This is a genomic window from Agrobacterium sp. GD03872, assembly GCF_029840625.1.
GTDB lineage: Bacteria > Pseudomonadota > Alphaproteobacteria > Rhizobiales > Rhizobiaceae > Agrobacterium > Agrobacterium fabrum_A.
Genome location: NZ_JAOCCY010000011.1, coordinates 1 through 12,852, shown reverse-complemented (window position 1 = coordinate 12,852; position 12,852 = coordinate 1). Strand labels below are relative to the sequence as shown.

Here is a 12,852-nt window from a genome sequence, read left to right as displayed (position 1 = left end):
CGGATGAGGGGGCAACGTTGCCGTATCTCACCACCCTTGCCCCCTCATCCCGCTGCCGCGGACTTCTCCCCGGCGGGGAGAAGAAAGACGCGGCATCCGCTCACTCCAATGTGTGACCGATATAAATGAGGCCGCAGCTTTATGTTTCGGCCCCAGCCGAACTATGCAAGCGTGCTCTTCATCGCCCTGCCGGCCACATAGGTCTCAACCACCGTGCGGTCGTCGCCCATGGTCAGCATCAGGAACAGTTCTTCCGTCAGGCTGTTCACCACTTCCATCTTCAGCGCCATGGCGGGCGTGGAGGAGGCGTTGAGCACCGTGATGTCGGCGTCCGTGCCGGCCTCCAGCGTGCCGATGCGGTCGACCATGGAAAGCGCTTCGGCGTTGCCGCGGGTCATCAGATGCCAGCTTTCCAGCGGGTTCAGGCGCTCGCCCAGCAATTGCTGGATCTTGTAGGCCTCGTCCATGGTGCGCAGCATGGAATAGCTGGAGCCACCGCCGATGTCGGTCGCAACCGCGATGCGCACGGGCTTTTCGCGCCGTTGCAGCTTTTTCATCGGGAAGAGGCCGGAGCCGATGAAGAGGTTCGAGGTGGGGCAATGCACCGCCACCGCGCCGGTTTCCGAGAGTACGTCCGCTTCGCGCTCCGAGAGGTGGATGGCGTGGCCGAGCAGGGTCTTTTTGCCCATCAGGCCGTAACGCACGTAGATATCGGTATAGTCGGTCGCTTCCGGGTAGAGTTCGCAGGTATATTTGATCTCGTCGAGATTTTCAGACAGATGCGTCTGGATGAAGAGATCGGGAAATTCCTGCGCCAGCGCCTGTGCGGCTTCCATCTGCTTCGGCGTGGAGGTGATGGCGAAGCGGGGGGTGATGGCCACGTGGTTGCGGCCTTTGCCGTGCCAGTCGGCGATGACCTGGCGCGTCTCGTCATAGGAGGTTTCCGGCGTGTCCAAGAGGCCCTGCGGAGCGTTGCGGTCCATCATCACCTTGCCGCCCACCATCAGCATGTTGCGCTTCATGGCCTCAGTGAAGAAGGCGTCGGCGGAGGTCTTGTGCACGGAGCAATAGGCGGCGGCCGTGGTGGTGCCGTGGCGCAGCAGCTCGTCGTAAAAATGCGTGGCGATGCGCTGGGCATGGGCGCTTTCGACGAAACGGCATTCTTCCGGGAAAGTATAGGTATTCAGCCATTCCAGCAGGTTGGCGGCATAGGAGCCGATAACCTGCATCTGCGGGAAATGCAGGTGCATGTCGATGAGGCCCGGCACGATGAGATGCGGCCGGTGGTCCTTTTCTTCGATGTCTTCGGGGGCTTGCTTGCGGATATCGGCGTAGTCGCCGATGGCGGCGATCCTGCCGTTCTCGATCAGCAGGCCGCCATCCTCGATATAGAGATAGCTTTGCGTATCGTCGATCGAAAGCGGCGCGCGGCGGAAGCTCAGCAGGCGGCCACGCAGCAGAACCATGCTCATTCAGTCTTTCCTTCGGCTTTTCCAGCCCCGGAAACCGCGCTTTCGTACCAGGCGGTCAGCACCTTGCGCTCATCCGGGGTGATGGCGGTGATGTTGCCGGGAGGCATGGCATGGCTGCGGCCGGCTTGCAAATAGATTTCGCGCGCATGGGCGGCGATCTGTTCGTCGGTTTCGAGCTTCACCGATTTTGGCGTGAAGGGCACGCCTTCCCAGACAGGCTCGGCCGCATGGCACATGGAACAGCGGCCCTGAACCACATCGCGCGCCTTGGCGAAATGCGCGTCGGCGACGAATTGCTGCTGCATCGGCGAAAGGGTGGCGGCCTTCTGTTCTTCTTCGCCGGTCAGCACCTTCGGCACGGTGGAAAGCCACATGATGACGATGAAGATGAGGGCGGTCGCGAGCCAGGTCCAAGTCGGCTTGCCCTTGCGGGCATGGGTGGTGTTGAACCAGTGGCGGATGGTGACGCCCATCAGGAAGACCAGTGCCGCGATGATCCAGTTAAACTGCGTCGCAAAGGCCAGCGGATAATGGTTCGACAGCATGAAGAAGATGACGGGAAGCGTCAGGTAGTTGTTGTGCAGTGAGCGCTGTTTGGCGATACGGCCATATTTCGGGTCCGGCGTGCGCCCGGCGATCAGGTCGGCAACGACGATCTTCTGGTTGGGGATGATGATGAAGAACACATTCGCCGACATGATGGTGGCGGTGAAGGCACCGAGATGCAGGAAGGCGGCGCGGCCGGTGAAGACCTGCGTATAACCCCATGCCATCGCCACCAGCGCGACATAGAGCACGATCATCAGGCCCCAGGTATTGTTGCCGAGCGGCGATTTGCAGAGGAAATCGTAAAACAGCCAGCCGATGGCAAGCGAAGCGAGCGACAGACAGATGGCCTGGAACTGGGTGAGCGCCAGCACCGAATGATCGATGAGGAAGAGATCGGCGCCGCCATAATAAACGATGCAGAGCATGGCGAAGCCGGAAAGCCAGGTGACGTAGCTTTCCCATTTGAACCATGTCAGGTGCTCGGGCATCTGGGCGGGCGCAACCAGATATTTCTGGATGTGATAAAAACCGCCGCCATGCACCTGCCATTCCTCGCCATAGGCCCCCGGCGGCAGATGCGGCCGTTTGACCAGCCCGAGATCGAGCGCGATGAAATAAAAGGATGAGCCGATCCAGGCGATGGCGGTGATGACGTGGAGCCAGCGGACGGCAAAGGCCATCCATTCCCACGCAATGGCATATTCGTACATGCGGTTCCCCTGATCCTTGTGCAGCGCACCTTGCGAGAAATTTGACCGTTAGGAAAGGGAAAAGCAGAGGGCAGGCAGTGATTGTTCACAATCCGATGCATTTGTGTCCGCAATCTTTGCCCGGTTCTTCCAGGTGCGCGGGCAATCCCGGTAAAGTTGCAGGAGTTCGTTCCTGTCGCATAGTTTGTGCTTAGCTGACTAACGCGACTCAGCTATTATTCTTTGTGCAGCCTGCTGATATGCTAAAATATAAGGCTGCGGAGCCTTGGGCCTGTTGCCGAGAATCGATTTCGATTTTCGCGCCGATGCGCAGGGCTTCCAGGACATGTTTCGCTGGCGGCTCAAGCCGAAAGCGGGCGCTGCGAACCCTGGGGCGGGGGCAGTTCAGGGGGCAGGTATCGCAGTTCCCGGTGCCGTTGTGTCCGGGTGCGTATTGATGTGTGAAATTTGAATAAAGGGACGCAACGATCTTCCGGCAGCCGCCGTTGTTTCAACGGAGACCATGCCGATGCGCCTTGTTCTGACGGTCCTCTTCCTGCTTATGGCGTTCACCGCCACCGCGCTTGCCCATGAATCCCACAAGGGGTTCAAATATGAAAGCTATTGCTGCAATGGCGACGCCGAAACCGGCGATTGTCAGATGATCCCCACGCGCAGTGTCCGTGTTACGTCTGACGGTTACGAGGTCTCGCTCGCACCCGGCGATCACCGCATGGTCACGCGACGCCACGTCTTCAGCTGGTCGCAGAGCGAGGCAAGACGATCCGAGGATGGCGAATATCATCTCTGCCTGTTTCCGGATGAGGATACGCCGCGCTGTTTTTATGCGCCGGACATGGGATTTTGAGGCAACTGTTGTGGCCGGCTTTCCTCGATCCGCTTCAATATCCAGTCGCGGAACAGCCTGATCTTGCGAATGTTCCTGCGGTTTTCGGGATAGACCAGCCAGTAGTTCTTGCCTTCGCTGCTGAGATGCTCGAAGGGTTGATAAAGGCGGCCGAGCGCAATCTCATCCGCATAAAGTTCCGGGGTGAGCATGGCCACCCCCTGGCTGGCGATCGCGGCGGCGGCTTCGAAGGCCTGCACATTGAGGCGGCTGCGGGGATAACGGTCGAGGCCGGGATTTTCAACACCCACTTCCTGAAACCACTGGCTCCACCAGATGTCGCCGGGATCGATGATGCGCAGGCGCAGCAGGTCTTCCGGCTTGTGCAATCCACCGATGCTTTCGGCAAGGCCCGGATGCAGCATCGGAGTATAAACGCCGCGCAGCAATTGATGATAGATCAGCCCTTTGCCGTTATCTTTGCTCCAGCGAATGGCGACATCGCAGTCCGACTGGGAAAAATCGATCAATGCGCTCGATGTATCGAGCCGCACGGCGATTGACGGATGTTCGAGCTGGAAGGCGCCCAGATGCCGCGAAAGCCAGCGTGAGGCGAAGGTAGCGGTGGAATGGATTGTCAGGGTCGCGTCGGACGTGTCGCGCAGATTGTCGACGGCCTCCCGCAGATTGGTGAAGGCTTCCGCGACTTTCGGCGCAAGTTTCTGCCCGGCCTCGGTCAGCGAGACCTGCCGCGCCTTTCTGATGAAGAGCGGCTCGCCAATATTCTCCTCCAGCAGTTTCACCTGATAGCTCACCGCCGTCTGGGTCATGCCCAGCTCTTCGCCGGCCTTGGTGAAGCTCAGATGCCTTGCGGCGGCTTCGAACACCCGCAGGGCGTTCAGGGGAAACTGGCGGGACATTTTCATGGATAAGTTCTCTTTATGCCAACTGCCGAAGGTTTCATTGGTTTTTCTCCGGAAAACAGAGCATTTTTAGCTCAATTCATCAACTGAGCTTCTGACATTTTTGAATGGAGACGAACATGCGCACAGCACTCTTGCGCGCGTGGTCCCGCCTGCGTGCGGGCCTGCGGACAGCGGAACGGTTTACCCTTGAAAGCCTTCAACCCGACAATCTGGCGGATGAAAGCCTGCCGGACGGGCTCAGGCGTGATCTTGGCCTTGAGGATGGCCGTGTCGATTTTCGCTGCGACGGGTTTCGGCAGCGGAAAATGCTTGCAGCAGCTCGGTTGCCACAAGGGCCGCTATGATTGCAGGCCGTTTGTCCCTGACGCTGTTGCCGCCGATGGGCAGGGTGAGTTTCGCAAGGCGGGACATGGGCTCTCCCTCCCGCTCCAGCCAATGGGCGAAAGTGGCGCGTTTGGTCTTCGAGCCGATCATGCCGACATAGGCGAGATTGTCGCGGGCGAGCGCTTCCTTCGCGATGAGGAAATCGAGCGCGTGATCGTGGGTGACGATGATGGCAGCCCCATTTGCCGGGATTTTCGTAACGAGCGCCTCCGGCATGGGGGTCAGCACGGATGCGATGTCCTGCGGAAGACCGTACAACTCGTTCTCACGTGTTTCCACCACTGTCAGCGTCAGGGGTAGCAGCGACAGCGCATCTGCCAGCGCCTTGCCGACATGGCCCGCCCCGAAAATGAAGATGGCGGGCTGCTGTTCGGCTTCGCCTTTCAACCGCGTCTCAAGAGCGACCGCGATCTCCTTCGTCACCCGCTGGAAGCGGATGAGGGTGCGACCGCCGCAGCATTGGCCGATTTCCGGGCCGAGCGGAATATCCATGCGGTCCTCGGCCACACCGTTCCTCAACATGGCGCGGGCATGGTCCATCGCCATATATTCGAACTGCCCGCCGCCGATCGTTGCCCACAGCGCATCCTGGCTTACCAGCATGAAGGTTCCGGCCTCACGCGGCGAGGAGCCTTTCACGGCCTCGATTTCCACGAGGATCGCGGTGGGGGAGCGGGCGAGGAAGTTGGAAAGGGAGGTATCAGGCATTGGTGCTGGCCCCCTCATCCGGCGCTTCGCGCCACCTTCTCCCCGGCGGGGAGAAGAAACCTGCCGCGCTGTCGCGGCAATTCAAGAGGCTTTTGGCCGCAGCGGGGAGCTTGCGGGAACTTTCTTCTCCCCGCCGGGGAGAAGGTGGCCCGAAGGGCCGGATGAGGGGGCTTGGCCGCATGGATACTCCCCCCTCACACCTTCTTCAGCCGTTCCACCGCCATCAGAACCCGTTCGGGCGTTGCCGGCGCATCGAGGCGCGGGCAGACCTTGTAATCGGCGACGGAGGCGACGGCCATGGAGAGGGCTTCGAGAACCGAGATCGCCAGCATGAAGGGTGGTTCGCCCACGGCCTTGGAGCGGCCGATGGTGGGTTCGGCATTTTCCGCCCATTCCGCCAGCTTGACGTTAAAGCTCTTCGGCCGGTCGGAGGCGAGCGGGATCTTGTAGGTGGAGGGAGCGTGGGTGCGCAGCCGCCCCTTGCCGTCCCACCACAATTCCTCCGTCGTCAGCCACCCCATGCCCTGCACGAAGGCGCCCTCGATCTGGCCGATATCGATGGCCGGGTTCAGCGACTTGCCGACATCGTGGAGGATATCGGTGCGTTCCATCATATATTCGCCGGTGAGCGTATCGATCGACACTTCCGAGCAGGCCGCGCCATAGGCGAAATAATAAAATGGCGTGCCGCGGCCGGCGGCGCGATCCCAGTGGATTTTCGGCGTCTTGTAAAAACCGGCGGCGGAAAGCTGCACGCGGGCGAAATAGGCCTTTTTGATGAAATCGTTGAAGGCGATTTCCTCAAGGCCGATGCGCACCCGGTTCGGCAGGAAGACGACTTCCTCTTCCGGCACGTTCCAGTTCTCTGCGGCGAATTTGACGAGCCTTTCGCGGATCTGGCGGGCGGCGTCATAGGCCGCCATGCCATTCAGGTCCGTACCGGAGGAGGCGGCGGTGGCCGAGGTGTTCGGCACCTTGCCGGTGGTCGTTGCGGTGATTTTCACCCGGCCGATATCCACCTGGAAGGCATCGGCCACCACCTGCGCCACCTTGGTATAAAGACCCTGGCCCATTTCGGTGCCGCCATGGTTCAGGTGGATGGAGCCGTCATTATAGATATGTACCAGCGCGCCCGCCTGATTAAAGGCGGTCATGGTGAAGGAGATGCCGAATTTGACGGGCGTGAGCGCGATGCCCTTGCGGATGATCGGGCTCGTTTTGTTGAACTCGATGATCGCCTCACGTCGCGCGCGGTAGTCGCTGGAGGTTTCCAGCTCCTCGACGATGCGGGCGATGATGTTGTCCTCGACCTCCTGATGATAGGGCGTCGTGGTGCGGCCTGAGCCGGTCTCGCCGTAGAAATTCAGCTTGCGGATATCAAGCGGGTCCTTGCCCACCGCATAGGCGATTTCCTCGATGAAGCGTTCCGCGCCCAGCATGCCCTGCGGGCCGCCGAAACCGCGAAAGGCGGTGTTGGAGACGGTGTGGGTTTTCAGCGGCCGCGAGGTGAGATGCACATGCGGGTAGAAATAGCTGGAATCGGCGTGAAACAGCGCGCGGTCCGTCACCGGGCCGGAGAGATCGGAGGAAAAACCGCAGCGGGCGGCATAGGTGGCGTCGACGGCGTGGATGCGGCCTTCCTCATCGAAGCCAAGCTCGTAATCGACGCGGAAATCGTGGCGCTTGCCGGTTGCCGTCATGTCCTCGTCGCGGTCGGGGCGGATTTTCACGGCCCGGTTCAGCTTCTTGGCGGCGATGGCGCAAAGGGCGGCGAACTGGTTGCCCTGCGTTTCCTTACCGCCGAAACCGCCGCCCATGCGGCGCACCTGCACGGTGACGGCGTTGGACGGCACCTGCAGGATGTGGCTGACGATATGCTGGATTTCGCTCGGATGCTGGGTGGAGCTCCACAGCGTCACCTCGTCATCCTCACCCGGCACGGCCATGGCGATGTGGCTTTCGAGATAAAAATGCTCCTGCCCGCCGATCCGCATCGTGCCGGTGAGGCGGCGGGGCGCAACATCCATTTCCAGCTTGGCATCGCCGCGCTTAAGCGTCATCGGATCGATGACCAGCGCGCCGCCATTCTCAATCGCCGTATCGATATCGGTGAAATGCGGCAGGTCCTTATAGGTGATCTTTGCCTTGCGGGCCGCCTTTCTGGCGATATCACGGGTTTCGGCGAAGACCGCGAAGATCGGCTGGCCGTGGAATTCGACCTTTGTCTCGGCCAGCAAAGGTTCGTCGTGACGGCCGCCGGAAGAGACATCGTTTTCGCCGGGCACATCCTTGCCCGTCATCACCCAGAACACGCCCGGTGTGGCTTCGACCTCGGACAGGTCCATCGAGACGATTTCGGCATGCGCCCGGTCAGCAAGGCCGAGCGCGCCATGGATCAGTCCGGCGGGTTCGGGAATATCGTCGATGTATTCGGCGCTGCCGGTCACATGCTTATGGGCGGAATCGTGCCGGAGCGAAGCGTGCATCGGGCCGTCGATTTCGGTCTTGGTCTTGTCGAAGCTTGTGGTGTCCATGGTTCAAGCTCCTTCTTGGTGAATTACGGTATATGACAGCGATAATAGTCCCTCATTCCTGTGCTTGTCACAGGATTCCAGCCAGCCCAAGTCTTTGGGCTGAAAAGAGTCTTTCGCCGCGCAGACGCGCGTCGGCTGGATTCCTGTGACAAGCACAGGAATGAGGGAGGGTGCGGGTGTCGCCATCGCCATCATCACGCCTCCTCCAGCGAGAAACGGCTGAGTTCCTGCCTTTGTCCCGAAGTCTCCAGGAAAAACCGCGTCAGCAGGTTCTTGGCCGTCAGTTGCCGATATTCGGCAGTCGCCCGCCAGTCGGTCAGCGGGGTGAAATCCTCGTCCAGCACATCCCGCGCCGCATCGATCGTTTCTTGGCGCCATTCTTTGCCGAGAAGCGCCGCCTCCAGATGCGCGGCGCGTTTCGGCGTGCCGGCCATGCCGCCGAAGGCGATGCGGATGTCTTCGACCGCGCCGTCAGTATCGAGCGTCAGGTTGAAGGCGGCGCAGAGCGCGGAAATATCCTCATCGCGCCGCTTGGAAATCTTGTAGACGGCGTAGAGACTTTCCGGCTTCCGGAACGGGATGAAGAGCTTCTCGACGAATTCGCCGCTCAGCCGGTCCTGTTTGCCGTAGTCGATGAAATAGCTTTCCAGCGGCAGGCTGCGGTTACCGGAGGAGGATCGCAAGGTCAGCGTCGCCCCGAGTGCGATCAGCGCCGGCGGCGTGTCGCCGATGGGCGAACCGTTGGCGATGTTGCCGCCGATGGTGCCCATATTGCGCACCTGCTCGCCGCCGAGCCGGTCAAACAGCCGGGCAAGCGGCGGGAAGTGTTCCGCAATGGTCTTGAAGGCCTGGCTGTAGGTGACGCCTGCGCCGAGTGTCACGCCCTCTTCATCCACGGCGATGGTTTGCAGATCCCCGAGATTGTTGATGAAGATGACCGGGTTCAGCGCCCGCATCTGCTTTGTCACCCACAGGCCGACATCGGTGGAGCCGGCCACGATGGTCGCTTTCGGTTCAGCAGCGTAAATCTCGGTCAGTTCGGTCAGTGTCGCTGGAATGATGGTGCGGTCCTCGCCGTGGGTGACGATGATCGTCTCGTTGGCGCGAATGGCCCAGAGCCTGGCCATGATATCGGTGCGGTCCCGTTGCAGCGGGTCGAAGAGGGCGCTCGGGCGCGCAGCGGCGATCTTTTCGGCGGCGCGGACTATCGGCTCATACCCCGTGCATCGACAGAGATTGCCTTGCAGCGCCTTTTCGATGTCGGCGCGGCCGGGGGTTTCACTGGCAAGCCACAGGCCGTAAAGCGACATGATGAAGCCCGGCGTGCAGAAACCGCATTGCGAACCGTGGAAATCCACCATCGCCTGCTGCACGGGGTGCAGCGTACCGTCGCGCGCGGCCAGATGCTCGACCGTCACGATATGGGTGCCGTGCAGCGAACCTAAAAAGCGGATGCAGGCATTGACGCTTTCATAACGCAGCGAACCATCGAGCAGCCGCCCGACCAGCACCGTGCAGGCGCCGCAATCGCCTTCGGCGCAGCCTTCCTTTGTCCCGGTCAACCGCTTGCTGATGCGGAGATAATCGAGAAGCGTGTCTGTCGGTCCGAAATCCTTCAGCGAGATGGTTTCGCTGTTGAGGATGAAGCTGATCGCGTCGTTCATGCAATGCCCTGCTTTTTTGACCGGCTGCCGAGCCGGTTTCTTGTCATTGTCCCTGCGCATCATATGCACGCCCGCAGGCGTATATCGATTTCCGTTTTGGCAATTCATTGTTTCCAAAACGGAAAGAAAGTTCGGCAATTATTGCGCCGTCCAGCCGCCATCCACGGAAATATGGGTGCCGGTGATGTTACTTGCCGCGTCGCTTGCCAGAAACAGTGCAGCGGCGGCGACGTCATCGACGGTGACGAACTGCTTGGTCGCCTGCAATTCCAGCATCACGTCGTTCTTCACCGCCTCTTCGCTGATACCGCGCACCTTGGCCATCTCTGGTATCTGCTTTTCGACGAGCGGGGTCAGCACATAACCGGGACAGATGGCGTTGACGGTAACCCCGGTCTGGGCAAGCTCAAGCGCGGCCGTCTTCGTCAGGCCCATGATGCCGTGTTTGGCCGCTACATAGGCCGATTTGAACGGTGAGGCGACGAGACCGTGGGCCGAGGAGATGTTGATGATGCGGCCTTTGCCGGCCTTCTTCATCAGCGGTATCGCGGCGCGCATTGTGTGGAAGGAACTGGTCAGATTGATGGCGATGATCCAGTCCCATTTCTCCGTCGGAAACTCCTCGATGGGCGCGATATGCTGGATGCCGGCATTGTTGACGAGCACATCCACCGAGCCGAGTTTTTCGTGCGAGGACTGAATGAGATCGGCGATCTCGTCCGGTTTCGTCATATCCGCGGGGTGATAAAGCACACGCCCGCCGCTTTCCGCTTCCAGCAGAAGGCGCAGTTTTTCGATCTCGTCCTCGTCGCCGAAGCCGTTCAGCACGATATTGGCGCCTTCCCTCGCAAATCTCTGCGCGATAGCGAGGCCGATGCCGCTTGTGGAGCCTGTCACGATAACTGTCCGATGCATGCTTTCCCCTTTTTGCATTACTTCGCACATGTTTAGGCAGCGTATGCCCAAAGGGGGCGGGCTGGCAATCGCGATTTCGGGTGAGGGTGGCAGAGCGGTGAATCCGGCCGCGCCCATCCAGTTTTTCGAAGCTAAACTTCCAGATTTTAGGTTTGTCTGAAGGACAGTCCGTCCCTATCTCTGAGGCAAGCAAACAGAGGTATCATCTATGGAACTCGGTCTTTACACATTCGCGGATGTCAATCCCAATCCCGCCGATGGCCGCGGGCCGGAAGGCGCACGCCGTCTAAAGAATCTTCTCGAGGAAATCGAGCTTGCCGATCAGGTCGGGCTCGATGTTTTCGGGCTGGGTGAGCACCACCGCCCGGATTATGTCGTGTCCTCGCCATCAACGGTGCTGGCGGCAGCTGCGGTGAAGACGAAGAACATTCGCCTGACGAGCGCCGTCTCGGTCTTGAGTTCGGACGATCCGGTGCGGGTGTTCCAGCAATTTTCGACCGTCGATCTCCTCTCGAACGGCCGCGCCGAAATCATGGCGGGGCGCGGGTCCTTCATCGAATCCTATCCGCTCTTCGGTTACGATCTCGAAGATTATGACGTGCTCTTCGCCGAAAAGCTCGATCTGCTTCTGGCGCTGCGGGAGCAGGAAATCGTCACCTGGTCCGGCACCAAGCATCCTGCCATTAACGGGCGTGGGGTCTATCCGCGTCCGTTGCAGGAGCGTCTGCCAGTGTGGATCGCCGTCGGCGGCACGCCGCAATCGGTGGCGCGGGCAGGCGCCATGGGCCTGCCGGTGGCGCTTGCCATCATCGGCGGTGAATATCGCCGCTTTGCGCCGCTGTTCGATCTCTATCATGAGGCCGCGCGCCGCGCCGGGCAGGAAAAGACCAGACTGCGCACCAGCATCAATGTGCACGGCTTCATTGCCGACACCACCGACAAGGCGGCGGACCAGTTTTACGGCCCGCAGGCGGAAGTAATGAACCGCATCGGCCGCGAACGCGGCTGGGGGCCGACGAACCGGGCGCATTTCGATGCGTCGCGTGGGCCGGAGGGCAATCTCTTCCTCGGTGAACCGGAACTGGTGGCGGAAAAGATCATCAAGGCGCATGGCGTCTTCAGGAACGACCGCTTCCTGCTGCAGATGGCCATCGGCCTGATGCCGCACGATCAGATCATGCGCGGCATCGAGCTTTATGGTACGAAAGTCGCCCCTATCGTCAGAAAAGAATTGACGGGGAGCGCCGATCCGGTGAAAGCCACGGCCTGATGATTGCCAAGGCGGGCGTTTTGAGACCCGCCATACAGAAGACGGACAGAGACATGGTCATTTCCACCGAAGAAGAACTGGTTCTGCTGAAGGATATCGGCCGTCTCTGCGCCGTCGCGATGCAGACCATGGCGGACGCGCTGGAACCCGGCATCACCACGGCCGAGCTGGACGCCATCGGCCGCAAGGTGCTGGAGGATAACGGCGCGCAATCGGCGCCGGAATTCTGCTACAAATTTCCGGGTGCGACCTGCATCAGCGTCAACGAGGAAGTGGCGCACGGCATTCCCGGCCCGCGCATCATCAAGGCGGGCGATCTCGTCAATATCGATGTCTCGGCCGTCAAGAACGGTTTCTTCGGCGATACGGGTTCGTCTTTCGCCGTGCCGCCGGTGAAGAAGGACATCGAGCGGCTGTGCCGCGATGGCAGGCGCGCCATGTGGACGGGTTTGCAGCAGGTGAAGACCGGCCGGCCTTTCGCCGATATCGGCAATGCCATCGGCGCTTTCGCCAAGAAGAACCGCTATACGCTGATCACCAATCTCGCCAGCCACGGTATCGGCCGCTCGCTGCACGAAGAGCCGAAGGAACTGGCGACCTGGCCGGACAAGGACGAGCGGCGCATCATGCAGGAAGGCATGGTGTTTACCGTCGAGCCGTTTCTCTCGACGGGGGCTTACTGGGCCGAAGACGGCGATGACGATCCGTGGACGCTCTATAGCGATCCGAGCGCGCCGACGGTGCAGTATGAACACACTGTGGTTGCGACCAAGAATGGGCCGCTGGTGCTGACGCTGGCTGAGTGAGGGGCGGGGACTGAGTTCGGTTTATCAAGGGCAAATTACAAATGTCCATTGCCTCGCCTTGGCTCCTGAGTGAGGCGAGCGGGTGCCC

At 60.6% G+C, this 12,852-nt stretch carries 10 protein-coding genes; 3 read left to right on the top strand and 7 right to left on the bottom strand.

Features of this window, described 5'->3' with window-relative positions; translation table 11 throughout:
• Positions 1-161: 161 nt before the first annotated feature.
• Together guaD and puuD are read right to left on the bottom strand one after the other, a co-directional pair.
• Positions 162-1,472, bottom strand: a complete 1,311-nt coding sequence (gene guaD / locus N5D22_RS19825; RefSeq protein ID WP_279657535.1) for a guanine deaminase — start codon at positions 1,470-1,472, stop codon at positions 162-164.
• Entirely contained in the window at positions 1,469-2,731 is a 1,263-nt protein-coding gene (gene puuD / locus N5D22_RS19820; protein ID WP_279657536.1) for a urate hydroxylase PuuD, read from the bottom strand. The genes guaD and puuD overlap by 4 nt, the downstream gene beginning before the upstream one ends.
• A 508-nt stretch (positions 2,732-3,239) precedes the next feature.
• Between puuD and N5D22_RS19815 the strand changes: the two genes are divergently transcribed.
• Positions 3,240-3,578 (top strand): hypothetical protein, encoded by a 339-nt coding sequence (locus N5D22_RS19815; protein WP_279657537.1) that lies wholly within the window; start codon positions 3,240-3,242, stop codon positions 3,576-3,578.
• On the opposite strand, the gene N5D22_RS19810 is transcribed toward N5D22_RS19815, so the two are convergent.
• The 5 genes from N5D22_RS19810 to N5D22_RS19790 all read right to left on the bottom strand — a co-directional run bounded on the left by N5D22_RS19810 (position 3,554) and on the right by N5D22_RS19790 (position 10,688).
• A complete protein-coding gene (locus tag N5D22_RS19810) occupies positions 3,554-4,483 on the bottom strand; it encodes a LysR substrate-binding domain-containing protein (RefSeq protein WP_279657538.1) in 930 nt (309 codons plus the stop codon). The genes N5D22_RS19815 and N5D22_RS19810 overlap by 25 nt on opposite strands.
• A gap of 237 nt (positions 4,484-4,720) precedes the next feature.
• On the bottom strand, positions 4,721-5,575 hold the full coding sequence (xdhC, locus tag N5D22_RS19805; RefSeq protein WP_279657539.1) for a xanthine dehydrogenase accessory protein XdhC: 855 nt from the start codon (positions 5,573-5,575) through the stop codon (positions 4,721-4,723).
• Between the two features lie 194 nt (positions 5,576-5,769).
• Positions 5,770-8,109 carry a xanthine dehydrogenase molybdopterin binding subunit gene (xdhB, locus tag N5D22_RS19800; RefSeq protein WP_279659170.1) on the bottom strand — a complete coding sequence of 780 codons (2,340 nt, stop codon included), beginning with the start codon at positions 8,107-8,109 and terminating at the stop codon, positions 5,770-5,772.
• A 194-nt stretch (positions 8,110-8,303) separates the two neighbouring features.
• Entirely contained in the window at positions 8,304-9,773 is a 1,470-nt protein-coding gene (gene xdhA / locus N5D22_RS19795; RefSeq protein WP_279659171.1) for a xanthine dehydrogenase small subunit, read from the bottom strand.
• Between the two features lie 138 nt (positions 9,774-9,911).
• On the bottom strand, positions 9,912-10,688 hold the full coding sequence (locus tag N5D22_RS19790; RefSeq protein ID WP_279659172.1) for a 3-hydroxybutyrate dehydrogenase: 777 nt from the start codon (positions 10,686-10,688) through the stop codon (positions 9,912-9,914).
• Positions 10,689-10,896: 208 nt separating this feature from the next.
• Between N5D22_RS19790 and N5D22_RS19785 the strand changes: the two genes are divergently transcribed.
• On the top strand, positions 10,897-11,958 hold the full coding sequence (locus tag N5D22_RS19785; protein ID WP_279659173.1) for an LLM class flavin-dependent oxidoreductase: 1,062 nt from the start codon (positions 10,897-10,899) through the stop codon (positions 11,956-11,958).
• 53 nt (positions 11,959-12,011) lie between these two features.
• Positions 12,012-12,764, top strand: a complete 753-nt coding sequence (map, locus tag N5D22_RS19780; RefSeq protein ID WP_279659174.1) for a type I methionyl aminopeptidase — start codon at positions 12,012-12,014, stop codon at positions 12,762-12,764.
• Positions 12,765-12,852 lie beyond the last annotated feature (88 nt).